The 22,107-nt window shown below is 71.7% G+C and carries 18 protein-coding genes and 2 pseudogenes; 2 read left to right on the forward strand and 18 right to left on the reverse strand.

What is annotated here, in order from left to right:
* Positions 1-139 precede the first annotated feature (139 nt).
* The 10 genes and pseudogenes from AB0M26_RS15290 to AB0M26_RS15335 all read right to left on the reverse strand — a co-directional run.
* Positions 140-982, reverse strand: a pseudogene (locus AB0M26_RS15290) (DUF3048 domain-containing protein); the annotation flags it as partial.
* A gap of 150 nt (positions 983-1,132) precedes the next feature.
* Positions 1,133-1,813: pseudogene (locus AB0M26_RS15295) on the reverse strand (Mut7-C RNAse domain-containing protein); the annotation flags it as partial.
* A gap of 78 nt (positions 1,814-1,891) precedes the next feature.
* Positions 1,892-2,170, reverse strand: coding sequence for an acylphosphatase (locus AB0M26_RS15300; RefSeq protein ID WP_365260326.1), 279 nt, complete (start codon positions 2,168-2,170; stop codon positions 1,892-1,894).
* An 8-nt stretch (positions 2,171-2,178) separates the two neighbouring features.
* Complete coding sequence (locus tag AB0M26_RS15305) at positions 2,179-2,949, reverse strand: DUF72 domain-containing protein (RefSeq protein WP_365260329.1); 771 nt, start codon at positions 2,947-2,949, stop codon at positions 2,179-2,181.
* A gap of 11 nt (positions 2,950-2,960) precedes the next feature.
* Positions 2,961-3,545 (reverse strand): DUF1990 domain-containing protein, encoded by a 585-nt coding sequence (locus tag AB0M26_RS15310; RefSeq protein ID WP_365260331.1) that lies wholly within the window; start codon positions 3,543-3,545, stop codon positions 2,961-2,963.
* 181 nt (positions 3,546-3,726) lie between these two features.
* Complete coding sequence (locus AB0M26_RS15315) at positions 3,727-4,833, reverse strand: FUSC family protein (protein WP_365260334.1); 1,107 nt, start codon at positions 4,831-4,833, stop codon at positions 3,727-3,729.
* Positions 4,834-4,968: 135 nt separating this feature from the next.
* A complete protein-coding gene (locus tag AB0M26_RS15320) occupies positions 4,969-5,754 on the reverse strand; it encodes a VOC family protein (protein WP_365260336.1) in 786 nt (261 codons plus the stop codon).
* 196 nt (positions 5,755-5,950) lie between these two features.
* A complete protein-coding gene (locus tag AB0M26_RS15325; protein WP_365260339.1) occupies positions 5,951-7,492 on the reverse strand; it encodes an FAD-dependent oxidoreductase in 1,542 nt (513 codons plus the stop codon).
* A 976-nt stretch (positions 7,493-8,468) separates the two neighbouring features.
* Positions 8,469-9,278 carry a crotonase/enoyl-CoA hydratase family protein gene (locus AB0M26_RS15330; RefSeq protein ID WP_365260491.1) on the reverse strand — a complete coding sequence of 270 codons (810 nt, stop codon included), beginning with the start codon at positions 9,276-9,278 and terminating at the stop codon, positions 8,469-8,471.
* 73 nt (positions 9,279-9,351) lie between these two features.
* Positions 9,352-10,998, reverse strand: a complete 1,647-nt coding sequence (locus AB0M26_RS15335; protein WP_365260342.1) for an acyl-CoA dehydrogenase family protein — start codon at positions 10,996-10,998, stop codon at positions 9,352-9,354.
* A gap of 102 nt (positions 10,999-11,100) precedes the next feature.
* On the opposite strand from AB0M26_RS15335, the gene AB0M26_RS15340 reads away from it, so the two are divergent.
* The gene (locus AB0M26_RS15340; protein WP_365260345.1) at positions 11,101-11,925 is read left to right on the forward strand and encodes a PaaX family transcriptional regulator C-terminal domain-containing protein; all 825 of its coding nucleotides are present in this window, start codon (positions 11,101-11,103) and stop codon (positions 11,923-11,925) included.
* Positions 11,926-11,991: 66 nt separating this feature from the next.
* Here the strand turns inward: AB0M26_RS15340 and AB0M26_RS15345 are convergent, their stop codons facing one another.
* Positions 11,992-12,492 carry a DUF6328 family protein gene (locus AB0M26_RS15345; RefSeq protein ID WP_365260347.1) on the reverse strand — a complete coding sequence of 167 codons (501 nt, stop codon included), beginning with the start codon at positions 12,490-12,492 and terminating at the stop codon, positions 11,992-11,994.
* A 192-nt stretch (positions 12,493-12,684) separates the two neighbouring features.
* Positions 12,685-14,496, reverse strand: coding sequence for a hypothetical protein (locus tag AB0M26_RS15350; RefSeq protein WP_365260349.1), 1,812 nt, complete (start codon positions 14,494-14,496; stop codon positions 12,685-12,687).
* Between the two features lie 233 nt (positions 14,497-14,729).
* On the opposite strand from AB0M26_RS15350, the gene AB0M26_RS15355 reads away from it, so the two are divergent.
* Positions 14,730-15,755 carry a terpene cyclase gene (locus AB0M26_RS15355; RefSeq protein ID WP_365260352.1) on the forward strand — a complete coding sequence of 342 codons (1,026 nt, stop codon included), beginning with the start codon at positions 14,730-14,732 and terminating at the stop codon, positions 15,753-15,755.
* A gap of 85 nt (positions 15,756-15,840) precedes the next feature.
* On the opposite strand, the gene AB0M26_RS15360 is transcribed toward AB0M26_RS15355, so the two are convergent.
* The 6 genes from AB0M26_RS15360 to AB0M26_RS15385 form a co-directional block, all read right to left on the reverse strand.
* Positions 15,841-17,124 carry a cytochrome P450 gene (locus tag AB0M26_RS15360; protein ID WP_365260355.1) on the reverse strand — a complete coding sequence of 428 codons (1,284 nt, stop codon included), beginning with the start codon at positions 17,122-17,124 and terminating at the stop codon, positions 15,841-15,843.
* Positions 17,121-17,741 carry an ATP/GTP-binding protein gene (locus tag AB0M26_RS15365; protein WP_365260358.1) on the reverse strand — a complete coding sequence of 207 codons (621 nt, stop codon included), beginning with the start codon at positions 17,739-17,741 and terminating at the stop codon, positions 17,121-17,123. The genes AB0M26_RS15360 and AB0M26_RS15365 overlap by 4 nt, the downstream gene beginning before the upstream one ends.
* Positions 17,722-18,090, reverse strand: a complete 369-nt coding sequence (locus AB0M26_RS15370) for a DUF742 domain-containing protein (protein ID WP_365260361.1) — start codon at positions 18,088-18,090, stop codon at positions 17,722-17,724. Before AB0M26_RS15370 ends, AB0M26_RS15365 begins: the two co-directional genes overlap by 20 nt.
* Entirely contained in the window at positions 18,087-18,494 is a 408-nt protein-coding gene (locus tag AB0M26_RS15375; RefSeq protein WP_365260364.1) for a roadblock/LC7 domain-containing protein, read from the reverse strand. The genes AB0M26_RS15370 and AB0M26_RS15375 overlap by 4 nt, the downstream gene beginning before the upstream one ends.
* Entirely contained in the window at positions 18,491-20,050 is a 1,560-nt protein-coding gene (locus tag AB0M26_RS15380) for an ATP-binding protein (protein ID WP_365260367.1), read from the reverse strand. The genes AB0M26_RS15375 and AB0M26_RS15380 overlap by 4 nt, the downstream gene beginning before the upstream one ends.
* 866 nt (positions 20,051-20,916) lie before the next feature.
* Positions 20,917-21,978 (reverse strand): GAF domain-containing protein, encoded by a 1,062-nt coding sequence (locus AB0M26_RS15385; protein ID WP_365260370.1) that lies wholly within the window; start codon positions 21,976-21,978, stop codon positions 20,917-20,919.
* Between the last annotated feature and the right edge of the window lie 129 nt (positions 21,979-22,107).

The following is a 22,107-nucleotide window of genomic DNA, read 5'->3' on the forward strand; positions in this document are numbered from 1 at the left end:
TTGGGTACCCGCCGCGTCGGCATGTGAAGCAGGCGCAGCGCACATCCGCGCGGTGATCCCCCGGGGGCGAACGACGTCCCGGCGGATCACCGCCGCGGTCAGGGTCCGCGGCTCGGCATCAACGGTCGTGCCACCGCGGTCACTTGGCGGCCAGGACCACCCAGACCGGCCCGGGGGCGAAGTTCATCGGCTTCCCGGACGAGGTGGTGAACGTCGTGCCGTCGTCGGCGGTCTTCCGGCTCCACCGGGCGTCGTAGCTCTTGCCGCCGCGCAGCACCTCGGCGGTGCCCGACCCCACCGTCTCGCTGTACGGCGAGACGGCGCCCAGGAAGTCGCTGAACTGCGAGTCCCGCACCGTGACGCGCTGCACGACCACGGTCGCCGCCGTCAGCCGCCCGCCGTCCGTGGTCCTCATCGGCGTCCCGTCCATCGACACCTGCCACCGCTTGGCCTGCGAGGACCAGGTGAAGGCGAACCGGGCGGCGGGGAAGCGGACCGTCTGCTCGTTCACCGCCTTCCCGCCGTCCGGCGCGGATCCGAAGCGGAAGCCGATGTCCTTGGACTTCGATGCGTCGGGCGCCGCGGCCAGTAGACGGGAGGGGCGGACGAACAGGTTGTGCGGCGCCTGCCTGCTGCCCTCGCGGTAGTACGCGTCGGGAGCCTTCCACGGCGGCAGCGGATAGAGCGGGGCCCGCATGATCAGGGGATTGAGCTTCGACTGGGCACCCGAGTACGCCAGTGCGGGCTTCCCGTACTGCCGGAGCAGTTCGAGGTCCGACTCACGGGCGCTGCGCACCGGCCCCAGCGTCGGGGGCAGCTTGGACGACAGCACCGCCAGAATCCGGCTCTGCCCGGCCTCGACCTGCTCGACGTAGACGATGTCCGCCGCGCCCAGCCCGGTGTGCGGGCGGGACGGACCGACATTGTCGATCTTGACGGCCAGTACGCGAGCCGGTTTCGCGGGCAGGCCCGTGAACGGGGACAGCTCCTGCTTCGGGGACTCCTTGGTCGGCGTGGGGCTGGGGCCTCCGTCGCCCCCTCCGTCCGTGCACGCCGCGAGCCCGCCGGCCATCAGCGCGGCAGCCACCCCCGCGACCGCGAAGCGGCGGGCCGCCGACACGATCCGCTCCAGCCGGCCGCTGTGCGCGCCGCGCCAGTAGACGCGGCCGCAGTCCCGGCACCGCCGGTAGATGTCGTACGTACGGCGTGTCCCTGGCCGGAGCAGATGCTCGACCTCGGCCTTGCCGACCTGTTCCGTGAGCCCGTTGCACGCCATGCACCGGGTCCACGGTTCGAGCCGCGGCTCGAAGCGCTCCAGTACGTCGGCGAGTTGACGGTCGGGGCGCGATCCGCGCACATACGCGCCCCGCCACACGGCGCGGCGGCGCAGCAACCCGCGGTCCTGGGTCAGCAGCACCCGGTGCTCGCGGCCGGCCTGCTCGACGAGCGCGTCGTCGTCCATGTCGTTGCGGTACGCGGCGTCCACGCCGACCAGCCGGAGCTGCCGCGCCAGCGCGCCCAGGTGGACGTCCAGCACGAACCGCAGCGGTCCGGAGCCCGGCCGCTCCGGGCGCTCCACAGCGCGCACCTCGACGGTCTCGCCCGCGCTCGGACGGTAGGAGGCAGGGACGGGCCGCCCGTCGGCCAGCAGCGCGCCGACCTCGGGGAGGGGCACGCCCGCGGACTCGACGAGATGGCCCAGGGTCGAGGTCCCGTCGGGCTCCACCCGGACCACACCGTCCGGCCTGTGACGGGACGGGAGGAAGAGCCGCAGCTCGGCGGGGAAACGAAGGCTTAGTGCCGGTTCGTACACGTATTCAGGATGCCACCGGATCGCTGAGCTGCATCCGGACGCGACGGGCGCCCGGAAAGGCCCGGGCGGACGGGGGCGTCAGTAGGGGGTCGGCCGGATCTCGAAGCCCGCGAGCCCCTCGGGCTCCTCGTCGCCGACCGAAACCTTGTCCACGATCGCCGTCGGCGGGCCCTCGTCCGCCCAGGCGACCATCCGCTCCACCGCGTCCGGATCCCCTTCGAAGACCGCCTCCACGGCCCCGTCAGGCCGGTTCCGCACCCAGCCCGCCACCCCGAACCGGAGGGCCGTGCGGCGGCAGGTGTCGCGGAAGTACACCCCCTGCACGTCGCCGGAGACCACCACGTGCTTGCGGATCATCGTCCGCGTCACCCCGTTTCGTCGCGTTCCGGTGTCCGGCTCACTTCAAGGCCCGCCGCGGCGGCCACCTCGGCGAAGGTCACGGCGTCGAGGACGGCTGCGCCGCCCGGGTCATTGTTGAAGTAGACGTGGACCTCCGCCTCGTCCGGCCAGGTGTCGGCGATGCGCCGGGCCCACGTGGCCAGCGCCTGGCGCCCGTAGCGCGGCCACGGCTCGGCCCGGCCCTGGTGCAGTCGCAGATACCCCCATCCGGCCGTCCGCCAGAGGGGTGTGGCGGGCCGGGAACCCCAGTCGGTCCAGCACAGCGCGGCGCCCCGGTCCTCCAGCACCTGCCGAATACCGCCCGTCCACCACGAGTCGTGGCGCGGCTCGACGGCCACCCGTGTCCCGGAAGGGAAGCAGCGCAGACAGGCGTCCAGCGCCGCGGCGTCCGCGCGGAGCGTCGGCGGGAGCTGCAGCAGGACGGGACCGAGCCGGGGCCCGAGGCCCGCCGCATGCGTCATCAGCCGCCGTACGGGCTCCTCCGGGTCACGCAGCCGCTTGATGTGGGTGAGATAGCGGCTCGCCTTGACCGCCATCAGGAAGTCGCCGGGGGTGCGCTCGCGCCAGGCGGTGAAGTTCTCCTTGCTGGGCAGCCGGTAGAAGGCGTTGTTGCTCTCGACCGTGGCGAAGTGCCTGGCGTACTCCTCGAGCCACAGCCGCTGGGGCACGTCCGGCGGATAGAGCACTTCGCGCCAGTCCTTGTACTGCCACCCGGAGGTTCCGACGAGGACGGTCATACCAGCCAGTATCAGCGGCCGCCGCTTCCGGCGCCCACCGCAGCCGCCACGGCCCGGAGGTAGCGGGAGGCTGCTGCCTGCTGCACCCATCGGGTCAGGGGGCCGCCGAGGCGCGCGTACCAGCTGCATGGGCGGGAGAACGCCCGCACCGTGAACCACACCACGCCCTCCCCGTCGCGTACGACGACGAACGACTCCTCCCCGCACTCCGGATGTCCCGGCAGCGTCGCGTAGGCGAAGCCCGCTCTGTCCTCCTCCGACACCGTCGCCACCACGCGGCAGGGAGCCGCCAGCCGCGGCCGCGGCAGGCCCGGCAGCGTGACGAGGACAAGGGCCGTGGCCCCCTGCGCCGGCGGAGAGGCGGGGTGCACACCGAAGCCCGCGCCGCGCTGGACACCCCAGTCCAGGACGTACGCCGCGGCCCGCGCGAAGACCTCGTCCCCCTCGCCGAGGCGCACCCGGTGCTCGAGGTGTGCATAGCCGCCGGGGAGGGCGGCGGTGAGGGTGCTCCCGGCCAGCTCGCGCGGATACGTGGGCTGCTGCCCGAGAGCGAGGCGGTAGCGCCGGTCGAGGTCCCGGTCCGTGTGCGGGGGCATGGAGCCAATCTACGGAACGGGCGGCAGCGCGGGACCGGGCCCGGCGCCGCCCGGTTCCTCGGCTTCCGAAGGGGCTCGCCCGCAGCGGCAGGCCCCGGCGCAGGCGGTCGGCCCGAACCGAGGTTCAGCCTCTGGTTCTTGGCGTAGTCCGGTATGGCGGACTTCAGGTCAGCGGTGCGTTTCAGTACGAGACCCCGAACGAGACCCCGAGCCGTTCCGGGGCCACCTCCCCCGCACCGTCCGCCGCAAGATCCAGGAGGAGCTGCAGGACGAGGGCGCAGAGCTGCGCCTCCGCGAGCCGCCGGTACGGGACATTCTCGAACCCCTCCGTGCGGGCGGATTCCGCCGCCGCCCGCAGACCGCGGAACCGGACCTGTGCCTCCTCCAGCCGCTCCGCTGTGGGGGCCCGCATCGTCCGGCCGCACTCGGCCACCAACTCGGCCAGCAGATCGAGGAGATCGGCGATCCGCGCGCGGAACCCCGGGCCCAGCATCGTGGGATCGGAGCCCGCGCCGCAGCGCCGCGCCTCGCGGGTGATCACCCGCGCCTGCTCGGCCGCCGCGTACAGGGCCTCCAGCACCGGGTTCGCGGGCAGCGGGCTCTCGCGCCGGGCCAGTCGCGCACGCGCGTTGAACCGCAGGCTCTCGGCCGCTTCGGCCCGTGCGTCGGCCACGTCGATGGCGCCGCTGTGCACGGCGAGCGCCCGCTGACGGCGGTGGGCGGGGGCGAACAGATCGCTCGCTCGTACCTCGGCGGCGGTGTCGTGGAGCAGCTCCGCGGTGAGCCGGCCCAGCCGGCGGAAGGCGCGCCCGGTCTCCTCCTGCCGGAGGGCGGGCGGCAGCGCGGCGTTGACGGTGAGGCCGACGGCGACGCCGAGCAGCACGTCGCCCAGCAGCGGGAGTGCACGGGCCACCGGTTCACTGCCCACGGCGAGCAGGACGAAGAGCGAGGCGAAGGGCACCTGCATGCCGTGGCCGTCGAGCTGCGGCCAGGCCGCGATCAGCAGGGAGAGCGGGACGACCACGAGGAGGCCCCACACGGTGGGTCCCAGCAGGATCGCGACCGGCACGCCGAGCAGCAGCCCCAGCAGAAAACCGAAGGCGTAGCGTCCGCCTTCGCGCAACGAGCTCAGCACCGTGGGATACACGCCCAGGAGCGCGGCGAGGGCCGCGAAGTAGGGAAGGTTGTGGCCCGGCATGAACTGCGAGAGCCACCAGGCGAAGCCTGCGGCCAGCGTCGCCTTGGCCACCAATTGGATATCTGGGGATATACCTTTCAAACGGCGCATAGGGCCGGTCGTACCCAACGCCCTCCGGCGCATAACCGCACCGGCTGCGCCGATTTCGAGAGTCGTGGCGTTCCACGGAGCCGGTCGTCGCGTTTCCCGCGAGCAGCCGTCGCGGGGCGCGGATCGGGTGCCGGATCAGTCGTCGGCCCGCGTCACGTGGAAAAGGCCGCCCTCGGGGTCGCGCAGCGATGCGACCGGGCCGAAGTGCGACGCCGACGGCGGGCAGACGATCGTGCCGCCCGCCTCAACCCCCTTGCGGACAGCGGCCTCCACGTCGTCCACGGAGAAGTAGACGTGCCACTGCGGCCGCATGTGCGGATCGGGCGCGGCCTCCTCGCCGCCGCCCCGCAGATCGGCAACCGCGTGCCCGGCGATCCGCAGGACCACACGCTCGTCCTCGTACCGGACGTCGATGTGGTCCGCGCCCGGTGCGTCCCAGTCGAAGACTCCCCCGTAGAAGAGCGCGGACGCGAAGGGGTCCCGGGTGCGCAGTTCGAGCCGCGCCGGTGCCCCCGTGCCCCACCCCACCCGCCAGTCCGGATCGATCTCGCCCTGCCAGATCCCGAAGACCGCGTCCTCGGGGTCGGCCGCCACCACCAAGCGCCCCTTGCCGAACTCCAGCGGCCCGACCGCGACCGTGGCGACGCGCTCCCGTACCCGCTCGGCGGCCCGGTCCGCGCTGTCGGCGGCGAAGTACGGCGTCCAGGACACCGGGAATCCCACCACCCGGCCGCCCGTGCCCAGCCCCGCCACCGGTGTGCCGTGCGCGAGAGCAATGGAGTAGTTGCCCTGGCCCTGGAAGCCGGGCTTGTAGTCCCAGCCGAGCACGGAGGCGTAGTAGGCGCGGGAGGCCTCCAGGTCGTGCGCCATCAGGCTCACCCAGCACGGCGCACCCTGAATCGCTCGCGTCGTGACGGGCACGGCTGCTCACCTCGATCCGGGCCGGGGCCCTCTCTCTGCCTCCACCCTCCGCTCCGCGGAGCCGCGGCGCCACCCTTTGGGCTCCTTTGGGTCCTTTCCGGCGGTCCACTCCCGTTGATCCGGCACCCTGCGGCTCGTCCGGCTCGCTCCGCTTATCCCGTTCGCCCCGCTCCTCCGGTCCATTCCGCTCCTGTGGTCACTCCGGGATCTCGCGCGGCTCCAGAGGACGGGTGGCCGGGCCGTGGAGCACTTTGCCGTCCGGGGCGAACCGTGAGCCGTGACACGGGCACTCCCACACCCTCTCGGCGTCGTCGAAGTGCACCAGGCAGCCCAGGTGGGTGCAGCGGGCGTCGACCGCGGTGACGGACCCGTACTCGTCCCGGTGGACCGCGCAGGGGTGGCCGCCCGCCCGTACGACTGCGCCGCTGCCCTGCGGGATGTCCGCGGTCGAGTCGACGTGCGAGGTGTGCAGCCGGTCGCCCACGAAGCGCCCGACCACCGCTGCCTGCTGCCGGAGCAGCGGCCCCGCCTCGCGCACGCCGGGCAGCCGCCGCGGATCGTAGAGCTCGGTCCAGGCCGGGCGCGGCCCGCCCGTGATGTGGGCGGCCAGCAGACGGCCGGACATCACCCCACCGCTCATGCCCCAGCCGCCGAAGCCGGTGGCCACGTAGACGTGCTGGGTACCGGGGTGGAAGTGGCCCACGTACGGGAGTCGGTCGGAGGTGTCGTTGTCCTGCGCCGCCCACCGGTAGGCGATCGCGGCCTCCGGGAAGCGGCCGCGTATCCAAGTGCTCAGCAGCGAGTACCGCTCCTCCACGCCGCCGCTGCCCGGCTCGAACGCCTCCCCGGTGACGATCAGCAGCCGCCGGCCCGGGTCGGGGAGCGGGGCGCTGCGCACCGAGCGGGTGTGCTGCTCGGGGGTGATGTACATCCCGGCCGGGGCGCGCTCCGCCGGTATCTCGGCTGCGGCCACCAGTTCACGGCGCGGCCTGAGCCGGGCGAAGAGCATCGACCGGTCGAAGACCGGGTAATGCGTCGCGATCACGGCGTCCCGCGCCACCACCGTCGCACCGCTCTCCGTGGTGATACGGCATCGCGAGCCGTCGTGCAGCCCGACCGCCCGGGTGCGCTCGAAGATCCGGCCCCCGCCGTCGGTCAGTCCGCGGGCCAGCGCGAGCAGGAACTTCCGTGGGTGGAACTGCAGTTGGTTCTCCACCCGCACCGCCCCTGCGACGGGGTAGGGCAGTCCGGTCTCCTTGACGAACGACGCGGGCAGCCCGGCCTCGCGGGCGGCCTCGGCCTCCGCGCGTATCTCCGCAAGCCGCCGGTCCGACTCGGCGTAGGTGTACGCCGGGATCCGCTCCAGGTCGGCGTCCGCGCCCAGTTCGGTGCAGAGGCCGTCCACGCGCTCGAGCGCTTCCTGGTGCGACCGCGCGTACAGGCGGGCGTCCTCGGAGCCGTGCCTCTCCCGCAGCCAGGCGTAGACGAGCGTGTGGAGGGCGGTGAGCTTGGCCGTGGTATAGCCCGTCACTCCCGAGCAGATGCGGTCCGCCTCCAGCAGCGCCACGGCGAGTCCTGCGCGCTGCAGTTCCCACGCGGTGCACAGCCCGGCGATACCGGCGCCGACGACGACGGCGTCCACCTCCAGATCGGCGTCGAGGGAGGGAAGAGCAGTGCTCTCCGAGGACGCCATCCAGTACGACTCGTGCACGGGCTCAGCGGCACCCTGGCCGGACATGCGGCACGGGTTCCCCGCCGTGCCGCCGGAAAACAGGCAACCGGGCCACGGGCCGCCGGGCCGCCGGACCACGGGCAGCCGCGCGCAAGCCGTGCCCTGGCCCGACCGGAGACGCTGGTGGCGGGCGGAGGGGTGCCCGGAGTGCCGCCCCGTTGGCACGCGGTGACGGAGAGCGTGTCCCCGCATGCGAACAGTGGTGAATCCGATCCGCGGAAAGTGCCCCGGAGCTGCGGGGAAAACGGAGCGTGTCGGTGGAGCGACGCTTTATCGCGAGCGCGGGAGCGCATCGGTCGCTAATCTGGAGGTCGACGGACAGCCTCTTACAGAAGGCACCGACACCCTCGGCCGTCCCGCGGAGCCGGCCGGCACCAAGGCCCGCTCCCGGTCGCACAACCCGGCGCCACCGCGTCCGAACTGCCTTTGCACAGCAGCCCGAACCGGGCGTCCGGCGCAGCGGTCGAGTCCGTGGCCGGCACGTCCGGTTTCACCCGACGCTAAGGAGTGTGCGCGGTGACACCAGAAGAGACAAAGCCCAACCAGAGCCATTCCGAACGCGGAGAACGGCGCCAGCGGAGCGCGGACGTCCGTAGTTTCGACGTCTGGGCACGATCAGCTCCGATCAGGCTCGCCGGTTACGAGGAAGATCCGGCGGAGTCCCATATTCTCCGCGGGATCGATTGACCGGCAGGGCAGAGTCGCCCCCGTTCGGTTCCGGCGCCGGGTGGACAACAGCCGTCCGGCGCCGTCCTGTTGGGTCGGCATGGCAGGTGTGCCCGGGCTCGCCGCGGACCGCCGTCGCGGTTCGTCTTAGGACCGCACAGGAGCGCGCGCCGGGCTGCGCACGGGGGTTGTGCGGCAGCCACGTGCCCGTGCGTGTCCCGGTACGGGTGCCGGATGCGGCCCACCCGGCCGCACGGTGCCCGTTCTTGTGCTCGTTCTTGTGCTCGTTCTTGTGCCCCTTCCGGCGCCGGCGGGCTCAGATGCCGGTGAAGTCGCCGTGCCGTCCCGCTCCCGCCGCGAAGCGGGAGGCCCCGGCCGCTGCCTCCGTCAACACGCCCTGGCCACCGCGTAGTTCGGCGGCCATCGCCTCCTCCTCGGTCAGTTCTTCGTGGCGGAGGAGGGAGGCCCGGTCGGCACGCAGGCACGCCTGCGGGAAGCGGGCGATCTCCGCGGCGAGCCGTTCGGCCGCCTCACGCGACGTGCCCGGCGCCACGAGGCGGTTCGCCAGCCCCATCTCGTACGCCTCGGGGCCGGGCACCGGGCGGCCGGTGAGTGTCAGATCCATGGCCCGGCTCGCGCCGATGAGCCGGGGCAGCCGCACGGTGCCGCCGTCGATCAGCGGGACGCCCCAGCGGCGGCAGAAGACGCCGAAGACCGAGTCCTCCTCGGCGACCCGGAGGTCGCACCACAGAGCGAGTTCGAGGCCGCCCGCCACCGCGTACCCGCTCACCGCGGCGATCACCGGTTTGGACAGCCGAAGCCGGGTCGGGCCCATCGGACCGTCACCGCCCGCCTCGACGCGGTTGCCCCGCTCGGTGCCGAAGGCCTTCAGATCCGCGCCGGCGCAGAACGTTCCGCCCTCGCCCCACAGAACCGCGACGCGGGCCTCCGGGTCGGCGTCGAACGCGCGGAAGGCGGCCGCGAGTTCATGGGCAGTGGGACCGTCCACGGCGTTGCGGGCCCGGGGCCGGGAGAGGACGACCGTGGTGACCGGGCCCTGCCGCTCGACGCGGACGCCCCTGCGGTTCGCGCCGCCCGTACCGTCTGCGCCCGTACCGTCTGCGATGGGGCCGTCTGCGCTGGGACCGTCCCCGCTCGTGCTGCCGCCGTTCACCGCGCCGTCCCCCTCCCCGTCTCGCTCACGCCAGGTCCTTCGGCCGGGCGCGCTCCAGGACCGGCCCCAGATCCGTCCCCGCCGGGAGGGTGCCGAAGGCGTTGCCCCAGTCGCCGCCGAGCCGCGACGCGCAGAAGGCGTCCGCGACCGCCGGGTGGCTGTGCCGTACGAGCAGACTGCCCTGGAGTACCAGTGCGATCTCCTCCGCGAGCCGACGGGCGCCGAGCTGCGCCCGCTGCGGATCGGCGAGTCCGGGGAGTGCGGCGCGCACCCGCGCGATCGCCGCGTCCAGCCGTGCGTCGGCGCCGGCCGCCGCGTCCGCCTCGGCGAGGAGGGCGTCGAGGCCCGCGGGCTCCTTGGCCAGGGCGCGCAGCACATCGAGCGCCGCGACATTGCCCGAGCCCTCCCAGATGGACAGGAGCGGCGCCTCGCGGTAGATCCGCGGCATGCCGGACTCCTCGACGTAGCCGTTGCCGCCGAGGCACTCCAGAGCCTCCGCCGCATGCGCGCTGCCCCGCTTGCAGACCCAGTACTTGCCGACGGCCAGGCCCAGCCTGCGCAGTGCCGCCTCCTGTTCGTCCCCGGCCTGGGCACGGTCGGTCGCCGCCGCGAGCCGCATCGCGAGCACCGTCGCCGCCTCCGACTCGACGGCGAGGTCCGCGAGAACGTTCCGCATCAGCGGCTGGTCGGCCAGCTCGGCGCCGAACGCCCGCCGGTGGGAGGTGTGGTGGAGGGCCTGACGCAGGCCCGCGCGCATGCCCGCGGCTGAACCGAGCACGCAGTCCAGCCGGGTCATGTTGACCATCTCGACGATGGTGCGCACCCCACGGCCCTGCTCGCCCACCGGCCAGGCCAGGGCGCCGTCGTACTCGATCTCGGACGAGGCGTTGGAGCGGTTGCCCAGCTTGTCCTTGAGCCGCTGCAGATGCATCCGGTTGCGCGTGCCGTCCGGCAGGACGCGCGGCATCAGGAAGCACGTCAGCCCTCCAGGTGTTTGCGCGAGTACGAGAAAGACATCGCACATCGGCGCCGAGGTGAACCACTTGTGACCGGTGATCAGATACGAGCCGTCGCCCGCGGGCACGGCCTGCGTGGTGTTGGCCCGTACGTCCGAGCCACCCTGCTTCTCCGTCATCGACATCCCGGCGATCAGACCGGCCTTGCCCAACGGAGGCCGCAGACCGTAGTCGTACGTCCGGGAGGCGAGCAACGGCTCGTAGACGGCGGCGAGTTCGGGCTGGGCGCGAAGCGCGGGAACGGCGGCGTACGTCATCGAGACGGGGCAGCCGTGCCCGGCCTCGGCCTGCGACCATACGTAGAACTGGGCGGCCCGGACGAGATGGGCGCCGGGGCGGTCCTCCGCCCACGGGGCCGCGTGCAGGCCCTGCTCGACCGCCACCGTCATCAGCCGGTGCCAGGCCGGATGGAACTCGACCTCGTCGATGCGGTGCCCGTACCTGTCGTGGGTGCGCAGGCGGGGCGGCTGCTCCTCGACCTGGCGCGACCACTCCTGGACCTCTTCCGAACCGGCGAGCGCGCCGAGGTCCCTGACCCGCTGCTCACCCCAGCCGGCGCCGTCGCGGCGCAGCGCTTCCAGAAGCGCCGGGTCGTCAGCGGTGCTGAACGGGGCCAGCGGCGGGGCTTGGTTGAGGACTTCGTGCGTGGCGCTCACGGCAACCTCCCGGTCGGTTCCTTGTCCCACTCCTGGACATTACACTTCTTGCACAGGCGTTGGAAGCGCGTAAGGGGCGCACGAGCTAGGCTTGCGGACCGGATGGACGGCAACGGCAAGAGCATCGACGGCACCGGCAGCGGGCCCGGACGCGGTAGTGGCGGCGGGACCGGCCTCGGCTGCGAAACCGACATCGGCGAGGATCTCGGGCTGCGGCCGCTCACGGCCCGTTCCGTCGTGCTCAGCACACTTCTCGGCCACCACCCGCCCCACCTGCCCGTGCGCTCCCTCGTCGGCGCCGGTGAGCTCTTCGGCATCGCGGAGGGCACCATCCGTGTCGCGCTCTCCCGGATGGTCGCCGCGGGCGACCTCGAGCCGCGCGAGGGCGGCTATGCGCTCACCGCACGCCTCCTGGAGCGCCAGGCCCGCCAGGACGACAGCCTGAGCCCGCGCACCCGCCGCTGGCGTGGCCAGTGGGAGATCGCCGTCGTCACTGCCGAGCGCCGTCCGGCCGCCGAGCGCGCCGCCCTGCGTCAGGCCATGACCCGTCTGCGGCTCGCCGAACTCCGCGAGGGCACCTGGCTCCGCCCGGCCAATCTCGTACGGAAGCACCCGCCCGTCGTCGCCGGGCAGTGCACGCTGCTGACCGGTGCCCCGGACGGCGATCCGAGGCGCCTTGCCGAGGGGCTGTGGGATCTGGACGACTGGGCGCGCCGGGCCCGCGCGCTCCGGTCCGCCCTGGAACGAGCCACCGAACCGGCGGGGGAGTTCACCGCGGGCGCCGCGGTCCTGCGCCATCTGCTCGCCGATCCCCTCCTGCCCGGGGACCTCCTGCCCGCCGACTGGCCAGGGACCCAACTGCGGGGCAGCTACGAGGCGTTCCGCAATGGTATGGGTCGCCTCATCCACGCGCACGCGATCCGCTGACCGATCGGACGGGACCCGTACGCAGGGTGCGACATCGGAGTGGAATCGTGCACGCCCGCCCGTCCCTCACCGCGACCGTTCGGGGCCGCGGGCCCGGTGCCGCACAACGATCGCGGGCACGAACCAGCAGCCCGCCAGCCACAGGAGGGCTCCGAACGTCAGCCAGACCGCCAGGGGGTCCGAGAGGACCACGCGGAGGATCAGCAGCAGTGCCGAGAGCAGCGTGCAGAGCAGCAGCACGAGACCCACGAGCGTGAAGCGGGACGCCCAGGTCACCGACTCCGGTTTGAGGTGCCGGCCGAAGACCATCCGGTGGAAGGAGACAGGGGCGATCAGCGCACCGACCGCGGCGGTGCCGAACAGGACGGTGACGACGTAGATGACGCGGTCCGCGTCGCCCAGGTCCTGGAAGCGCGGTGTGAAGGCGACGGTGAGCAGGAACGCCAGCAGGATCTGTACGCCGGTCTGTGCCACGCGCACTTCCTGCAGCAGCTCGGCCCACCTGCGGTCGGCCCGTTGCTCCCGGGTCTCGTCGCGTCCGGGCGGTGACTCGTCAACGTCGGACATGTCCGGCTCCTCGGTCGTCTCGCTGCCTCACGTGTTCCCAGGGACTCCCGGATTACGGCCCCCCTCCGCGTACGTCCTCGTACGCGGAGGGGGCGGACCCTGTCGAGTACGACCGTGGGAGCGGCGACCGTGGCGGGCGACGGCGGCGGGACACCGTACGCTGCCGGGCCCGGCAGCAGTCCGTCCGCACGGTCAGCCGGTCCCGGTGGTGTTGAGCGCGTCGACCCGCCGGTTCAGGGCGTCCACGGCGCCGGGCCGCCGGCCGGGAACCCGGCGCCGTACCTCCGCCAGGTGCTCGGCCAGGGCGAGCGCCACGGCACCGTCACCGAGCTGCTCCCAGCAGTGGTGTGCCCGGTCGACGGCGGCAACCAGGTCGGGGGCGTCCGCGGGCTCGCCCCGGCCGAGGCGTGCGGAGGCTGCGGCTGTCCACAGCTCGCAGGAGCGGGCGTAGTCGGCGGCCAGTCGTGCCAGGTCGGCCCGGACCTCCAGCCAGTGCAGGGCCTCCGCCGATGTGGCCCCGTGCGTGCGCAGGGCCTGCTGCTCCCAGGCCGCCGCCATGGCTGCGGCCTCTCCGTGCCGGCCCTCACGGGCGGCGGCCAGGATCGCGGGATGCGGATCGGGGACGGCCTCGGGCCGCGGCGGTACGGCGTCCCGCCGGGGCACTGCGCCTCCCCGCTGCGCCGGAACGGCCTGCTGCCCGGCCGGTGCGGGTTCCTGCGGGCACGGGTACGGGTGGTGGGCGGGCGTGTACGCGGGCGGGGTGGGGGGAGCGGGCGGGTGCTGGTGCGCTGCGGCTGCACCGCCGGCGGGAGCGGACTGCGGTGGGGCGGGGGGAGCGGACTGCGGTGGGCCGGCGGAACGCGATTCCATGATCCTGCCGGGCATTCGTTGTGGCCGTGGCGACCGGGCCTCGCGCGTCGTCTCCGGAGACGTGGTGTCCGGAGACGTGGTGTCCGGGGATGTGGTGTCCGGAGACGTGGTGTACGGAGACGTGGTGTACGGAGACGTGGTGTACCGGGACGACGGAGCCGTTTGCGGGGGAGCCGCAGTCGCGTCCCGCGCCGGTGAGGGGGATCCTGGTGATCCCGTCGCCAACTCCGTTGCCCCCGGGGCCTGTCCGACAGCGTCGTGGCCCGGTCGGCCGAAACCGTGACCGTGACCGGGGCCGATCCGATCCGGGCCCGCCGGACCGGGGCCGGCCTGACCCTGACAGATCCGACCGGGAGCGGACCCAGGTCCGGCGGATGCCCCCGTCACGGCGAGACCCGGCGCGAGGTCCGGCGCGATGTCCGGGCCCACCGGCGCGATCCCGCTCACCACCCCTTCCGCCACGCCCGTCCCCGCGAGGTCCCAGGCCTCGGGGTGCATGCCTGCCAAGGTCACTGCGCGGCGGTGGAGTTCGGCAGGCGCGGGCCGCGCGCTCGCCGGTCGGAGCACCTCAGAGACGGCACGGCTGTAGACGGGGGACGAGACCGCACGGCGGTCCGGAGGCGGGGACACCGTCCCGTACAGGGGCAGTCCCATCAGTAGCAGACCCGGCTCCGCCCGCAGTCGCTGCCAGGCGCCCGCTTCGGCGACCAGATCCGCGAAGACGGCGGTGCTGCCCAGTGCGCGGTGGGCCAGCTCGGCTGCCAGCCAGTGCCAGGGGAACCCGGTGTAGCGGACCGTGACCGGGGTCGTCCTGGCCAGTGCCAGATGCGGCAGCCGCTGCTTGCGGTCGAGCGTGAGCTGCCCGATGAGATGGATCAGCAGCGGGCCGGGGGAGGCGGCGGCCGTGCGGAGACGGGTCAGGATCACCTGGGGGTCGGCCGGGTCGACCAGCTCCACGACGCTCGCGGCCGCTGTTCCCACGAGGACACCGGGCGGAACGGCGGCAAGGGCCGGCAGCACCTCCGCCGCGTCCATCAAGCGGCCCTTGCCGACAGGGGCCGCCGCAATGAGCAGCGCGCTCCCCGGCACGGTGCCGCTCTCGTACCGTTCCGTCCAGTCCCCGCTGTTCGCCACAGGAGCACCGTATCCGCAGGCGCGTCAGGTGCCGTAACGGTCCCCGCCCGCAAGGGCGTTCGTCATATGCGAAACTCGCGGCTTTTGGGAGCGCATGCGTTCGGGAGCGTACGAGTCTTGATCTTTTTTGTCGGTAGTTCTTCTGACATGCCAACGGTCTTACGGATAGCGTCAGTTGGTCGAAGCCCGCGCGCAGTCGCGCCCTGGGACCGCTCGCCCAAGGAGGACAGTAGATGCCTCAGAATGTCCGCTTCGAGATCCCCTTCGTCACCCCGGTCAGCCCGCACCTCGCCGCGGCTCGTGAGCGCCATCTGCGGTGGGTGTGGAACGCGGGACTGGTCAGGAGCGAAGCCGCGTTCAAGGAATACGAGTCCTGGGATCTCGCCCAGGCCGCGGCCCGGACCTACCCCCACGCAGGCGCCACCGACATGGTGACGCTGATGAACTGGTTCTCCTTAGCGTTCCTCTTCGACGATCAGTTCGACACGGGGAAGCCCGACCGGTCCGACCGCATAGCCGAGGTCGCCCGCGAGCTCATCGTCACCCCGCTCCGCCCGGCCGGGACCCCTCCGCGCGTCGAGTGCCCCATAACGCTGGCCTGGGCGGAGGTGTGGGAGCAACTCGCCGATGGCATGTCGCTGGCATGGCGCGGACGGTTCGCCGCGTCCTGGGGGCGCTTCCTCGTCGCGCACACGGAGGAGATCGACCTCGCCGCCCGGGGCGTCACGCTCGGTTCGGCCGCCTACCGGGCCTTCAGAAGGCGGACGGTGGGCATCCATCACTCCATCGACGCGGGGGAGCGCAGCCGCCGCTTCGAGGTACCCGCCCAGGTCCAGTCCCATCCGACCATGATCGGCCTGCGCGACATGGCGGCGGACACGATCGGGTTCATGAACGACATCCACTCGTTGGAGCGCGAGCAGAGGCGAGGCGACGGCCACAACCTGGTGTCCGTACTGCGCGACGAACGCGGCGGATCCTGGGCCGATGCCATCGACGAGGCGGTCCGTATCACCGAGGCGTGTCTGCGGAAGTACCTGCGCCTGGAAGCCCATGTCCCGGCGATGTGCGACGAGTTGGGGCTCGACGATGCCCAACGCGACCGGGTGCGGATGGGCGTGGAGGCGATCCGGCACTGGATCAACGGAAATTACGAGTGGGCACTGAACACCGGCCGCTACGCCGCGGCCAAGGACACTCCCGCCGCCGCCGCGGAGCAACAGGGCCGCGGCTCCCTCGACGATCTGCTCGCCGTGTGAGGCGCGGGACGAGGCGAGCGACCTGAAAGAGACACAACCGGGGCCGATCGGCTCCCTCGGGAAGAGGGAGCCGACCGGCCCGCGGTCAGTGCGCAGCCGGCTGAGGTGTGAACGCGACCGGGAGGCTGTCGAGCCGGGCCTCCCAGGTGGACGCGGTGGATGTCAGTTTCTCCGGCGGGACGGCCAGACGGAGCGCTGGAAGCCGGTGGAGCAGGACGTCCACGGCCGTCTCCACGATCGCCTGGCCCATGCCCTGCGCCGGGCACTCGTGCGGCCCGGCGCCGAACGCGAGATGGGCCTGATTGCCGCGGACGGAGACGGCGGCATGAGGCCGGATCTCCGGATCGACGTTCCCGGCCGCCAGACCGAGGACGAGCAGGTCACCGGCCTTGATGTGCTGGCCGCCGAGTTCCGTGTCGGTGGTGGCGAAGCGTCCTGGATCCACGGCCAGCGGCGGAGTGTTCCACAGCACCTCCTCGACCACGGCCGAGAAGCTCACCTGCCCGCTGACCAGGTCGGTCAGGTGGGACGGGTCGACGAGGATCCGCTCCAGAACCCGGGCCAGCAGATTACTGGTCGTGGTGTGCGCGGTGATGAGGACGAGCCTCAGATGACTGTGGATCTCGCTCTCGTCGAGGCCGGCCTCGTGCCCCAGAAGGCCGGTGGCGAAGTCGGCGCCGGGTTCCTGCCGTTTGCGTTCCGCGAGTGCACCGAGCACCTCCATGATGCGCCCGTCGTGTGCGACCGCGTCCTCGCCCTTGATGAGCTTCGCGCAACTGGTGGCCAGCCGCAGCCCCTCGTCCTCCGGCAGACCGAAGAGCCGGGTGAGCACCAGCATCGGGAGGTACTCGGCGAACTGCGGCACCAGGTCGGCGTGGCCGTCGGCAGCGAACGCGCTGATCTGCTTGTTGGCGAAGTGCGTCACATGGCGGCGGATCCCGCGGCTCGCGGCTTGCTGGAGGTTGTCGGTGACCGCGCCCCGCAACCGCCGGTGGGGTTCGCCGTCCTGGGACACGCAGTCGGGCCGCCACGCCAGCATCGGAACGAGCGGTGATGTCTCCTCGATGCGCCCCTCCTTCCAGTCCCGCCAGATCCGTGCGTCACGGCTGAACTGGCTCGGGTTGTCCAGCACGCGCCGGTTCTCCCGGTAGCCGAGGACCAGCCAGGCATGCACATCGCCTTCCAGCAGGACCGGGGCCACCGGGCCGAACTGCTTGCGCAGACGCGAGTAGATCCCCTGCGGATCGGCCGAGGCCTCCGGCCCGTACAGCCTCGTCAGGCTCCCGGCGCCGGCACTACGAGCCGGGCACCGGGTTGCCGGATCCGGCCGTGCCTCGGGACGCGGGCCTTCGGCGGGCTGAGCGTTCATCGGGACTCCAATGCGGCGGTGGACCGTTCCTGGAGGTGCTTGATGAGCGTGATGAGCACGTCCCGGCTCGATCCTCGATCGCGGGCGTCGAAGGTGACGACGGGGGTGTCGGGGGGCACGTCCAGGGCTTCTCGTACCTCTTCCTCGGGATGGTTGCCGGAGTCGGGAAACACGTTGAGCGCCACGACGAAGGGGACGTCCAACCGCTCCATCTCCTCGATGGCACGGAAGCTGGTCGCGAGACGGCGCGTGTCCACCAGGACCACGGCACCCAGGGCGCCCTTGAAGAGGCCGTTCCACAGGAACCAGAAGCGCTCCTGGCCCGGGGTCCCGAAGAGGTACAGGATCAATTGGTCGTTGAGACCGATGCGCCCGAAGTCGAGGCTCACCGTGGTGGTCTTCTTGTCCGCCACACCGATGAGGTCGTCGACTCCCGCGCTCGCCTCGGTCAGCGTCTCCTCCGTCGTGAGCGGCTCGATGTCGCTCACATTGCCGACCATGGTGGTCTTGCCGGTGCCGAAGCCGCCGGCGATCATCACCTTCACCGAGCGGCTGCCGGCATGGAGTTCGGCCGCCGGGTGCGGTGGTTCGGGCTGATCAGATCCGTTGAAGTCCACGGAGAACCTCCTCCAGCAGTGCTTGGTACGCCCCTTGGCCGACCGAGGCCGGAATGGGGTCACGGGCTTCCACACGGCCGTCCTTCAGCAGGTCGGCCACCAGCACCGCGAGAATGTTGAACGGCAGTCGGAGCCGGGCGCCGAGTTCGGCGACCGAGAGGGGATTGCGGCACAACCGGAGGATCGCCTCGTGTTCGTGCTGCATACCCGGCTCCGGCGCGAAGTTGGCGACGACCAGCGTCGCCACGTCGAGCGTGGTGGCGATCCCCTCAGGGCTGCTGCGGCCCCCGGTGAGGACGTAGAAGCGTTCGAGGCCGAAGGGATCGGTGGTCCGGGAGGGCTCACTCATCCAGAGTGCTCGTCCTGACGGGGCGTGGTGCCCAGATGGTCGCCCATCTGCCGAGCCGTGGTCCTCATCTTGTGACCCAGCAGGCCCTGGTCGAGTCCTTCCTCGGCCATGACGCCGAGATAGGTCTCCGTACCGGCGCGCACCACGAAGAGATGGCCGCCGTCGACCTCGATCATCGCCAGCCGCAACTGGCCCCGTTCCTGGGGGAATTGCTGGGCGACGGGCTGTGCAAGGGACTGCAGCCCAGCCACGACAGCGGCGAACCGGTCGGCGGTGTCCCGGTCCGTACCGTGGGCCGTGATGGCGGTCCCGTCGCTGGACGCCACCAGCGCGAAGCGGATCTCCTGGATGCTCTCCGTCAGGTCGCGCAGAGCCCAGCTCATGTCGGTCAATTGCTGCGTCATGGCTTGTCACTCTCCGGCTCTTCTACGTGGTCGTCGGTGTCGCTTCCGGCCGGAGGCCGGGTGCCCGAGGCGAAGGCCGCCATCCCGGAGAACGACTGCTCCGAGGGCACCGCGAAGGCATCGTCCGGGAACGCCGCGTCGGCGGCGGGCGCTCCGTCGGCGCCGTCGGCCGCGGGCGGCTCCGGCCGCGCACGTCTGCTGCGCTTCGGCAGTCCGCCGGCCGTGGTCGCCCGGTCGACCACGTCCATCACCCGCGGTTCACCGCGTTGCGGCGGGACCGCCGGGATCGTGGGCGCGTCCGGGACCGTGGCCGACGTGAGCGGACTGAAGTACTTGAGCGGCACGAGGACCACGACCGACGTGCCGAGCCACGGTGAATCGTCGAACGTCACCCTGATGTCGTACTTGCGCGCCAGCATCCCCACCACGCGCAGGCCGAGCTGGGCTTCTTCCGCCAGACCTCCGATGGCGGGGCCGGCGGCGACACCGGCCAGTGCTTGCTCGGCCTCGCGCTTCTTCTCCTCGGTCAGCCCCTTGCCGGCGTCCTGGATCTTGATACCGACGCCGTTGGGCACCTCCTTGCCGGAGACGATGACCGGCTCGGTCGGAGGCGAGTACCGCGTGGCGTTGTCCATCAACTGGGCCAGGATCAGGGTGAGATGGTCGACCAGCGCGCCGTCGACGCCGAGGTCGGGGAGCTGCGCCACCTCGATGCGCTCGAACTCCTTGATGCGCCCCTGTCCGCCGCGGACCACGCTGAGCAGGCGGCGCGGCTCCTGGAACTGGCGGGAGGGCCGGTCCGCGCCACCGAGGACGACGATGCCGGCGGCGAGGCAGTCGGCGGGGCCGATCTCCTTGTCCAGAGCCATAAGGCCCTGGGCGACGGCCGGTTGGCCGCCGTGCTCTTGCTGCATCCGGTGCAGCAGTCCGCGGATCTTGCTGGTGTGGACCTGCATCCGGCTGCCGATGCTGACGACCGCCTGCTCCGCCGTGGTCGAGCGGTTGAATTCGTCCTCGAACCGCAGCAGCATCTCTCTGAGCAGCGACCGGTGCTCCGCCCCGAACTCCGCGGGCAGGCCGGGGGACTGCAGGATGGACGAGAGAACGTCGTCGATCGTCGCCCCTTCGTCCCGCATGTGCCGCAGCGCCTCGGGGAGGTACTCCTCGGACAGCCGGGCCACCAGCGCCTTTTCCCGCTCGACCTGCAACTGGGCCTGGTGCAGTTGTTCCTGCATCTGAGCGGCGAGCGTGGAACGCACGGACTCGATCCGCGCCTGTTCGGTCTCCGTCTGCCGGCGTTCGTACTGCTCCTGCCGGACGAGCACCGCCCGGTGCTCGTTCTGGGCCCGGTGCAGCCGCCGCTGCAGGCGGATTAGCAGGGCTGCACACGCGGCCGTGGTGGCGGCTATCCCGCCGACCAGTACGGAGGTTTGGGCCTCGCCGGGCCCTGCGGCCGCGGTGACGAGAGTCCCGGCACACAGGGCGGGCGGCACCAGCCACGACGTGTACCGCAGGGCGGGTGCACGGGCCGCGGGAGGGGGAGTTGCACGTTCCATCGACATCCTCAAAGCAACACCATCGAACGGGGGGATACCTGGCCTGACATCGCGCGGGTCGTGCCCGGATGCAGCGGCACTCCTCGGATCACTGAACTGATCTCCCTCGAGACAGGCATGACGTGGTAAGGCGGGAGGCGACCGTGTGTAGTCGCGTCAACTCGCCCAGCCACAGCGGAGCTTAGCGGTCCGTAACTATGCCCTTGGCACACACGAAGCAGATTTCCCGACAACTTGACAGCGGTGCTTCTGGTGTGGTTTCGCGCAGGCGCCCGCGGGTGCTGTCCAGGGGTCGCGAACCCCTTGTGCAGGGGCCCGCGGGGGCCGGCGAGCAGACCTGTCCGGGCGTGCTTGCGGAGAAAGTTGACCGGATCCCGATTCGGAAACCCGTTCGTGTACGGGTTGTCGTCCCGGGGTATTCGAGAAAAAGGTTCTCGAGGGTGCGCCCCACGCTTTTCCGTGAAAAGCATGTGGAGGAATGATGGGAGCCACTCAAGGCATGCGAAAAGGCGTGAACGGCAAATGGCCGAGCAATTCGGCCGTCTTCGGATGTCACCGCACACGCATCGGTCGTACTGCACACACGCACGCCGACGGCACGGGCCATGCGCCGCTGCGCGAGGCGTGCACGCACACACGGGCCGGGAAGCGGAACGCGGGCAGCGGGCGAGGGGCGGCTGTGCCGCCCCGCTCGCCCAGTACCGATGAGGATGTACCGATGAGGTGACGCGCCATCACCCCGAGAGCTGTCGCCGGCCCGCCGCCGGCATCGTCCGTACCGGTGTCAGGCCGCCCCGCACGTCGCCCGAGGCGGCGCGATGACGGACCCCCTCCGAGAGGCGGGCGTCACGGACGGCCGCGGGCGCTCACCGCAGAAAGACACTGCTCTCGTCGCCCTGGCCGGGCTGGGGCCAGCCCGTATTGCCCGGGCTGAGGTTCTCGAGCTGGTGCTTGAAGTCCTGTGCGAACTGGCGGGGTTCGGTGTCCGACGAGGGCTGGTCCGTGATGTTCATCGCCACCGTGAGGACCCCGCTGATGGGGGCCGAGGGTGAGAGCCGTACGGGAGTGCAGGTGAAGGTGAACACCTGCGGCATCAGCGAGTCGAAGGAGGTGACCTGCGCCTCGGGCAGGGTCATGGTCTGGCCCGTGCGGTAGGCGTGGTCCATCGCGTTGAAAACGCCGACCGCGTCCAGGGCCGAGAGGACCTGGCGCCCCGGGCTGAGTTGACGGACCCGCCCGAACGCCGTGCCCTGCTTGGCGTTGGCGTAGCGGAGCAGATGCTCCGGGCCTTCGGTGAGCATGATGGGGAAGGGGGCGCGGTCGAAGATGGCGAACATCTCCTGCTGCTGGGCCAGGAGGCTGTCCCGCAACCGGAATTCGGAGAGCAGCGTCTCGGCGAGCTGCTGCATGCTCTCCTTGCGCGCCGTGCCCCACTGACGGGGCTTCATGTCGGCCACGCACAGGGTGCCGAGGATCATGCCGGTGTGGTCCCGGAGCGGGGTGCCCAGGTACGCCCGCACACCCATCTCGTTGACCAGCGGATTTCCCTTGAATCGCGGGTACGCGAAGACATCGTCCAGGGCCAGTTGGGAACCCTGGGCCACGACATGGGGGCAGAAGCCGTAGTTGATCGGGGCCTCGCGCGGGATCTCGGCGGGGAGATCGCTCAGGTCGAACGAGATCGGCCGTCCGTCGCCGTCACCGTCGCCGTCGGGGCTGGACGGGGGGACGTACATGCCGCGGAACATCTGCTGGTCTGCGTTGATGAAGTTGACCATGGCGAGCGGTGCCTGGGTCAGGCTGGCCGCGATGCCCGCGATGCGGTCGAACTCCGGCTCGGGGTCGGGTCCGTTGAGGCGCAGCTTCTGCAGCCGCCTGGTGCGTCGCTCACCACTCTGCCGGGCTTGATCGGGCGTCTGGGGATCCATGACTGGAAATGAAACCAGATCCGCGCCCGTACGTACTGCCACAAGCGGAACTTCGGATGGCTCTCATCGTACCGGCGCCGCTACGGTACTACCCGGCTGCGGAGCTCTGCGCCGGGACGGAAAGCTGCT

The sequence above is a fragment of the Streptomyces sp. NPDC051776 genome, assembly GCF_040681345.1.
In the GTDB taxonomy this organism is placed as follows: Bacteria; Actinomycetota; Actinomycetes; order Streptomycetales; family Streptomycetaceae; genus Streptomyces.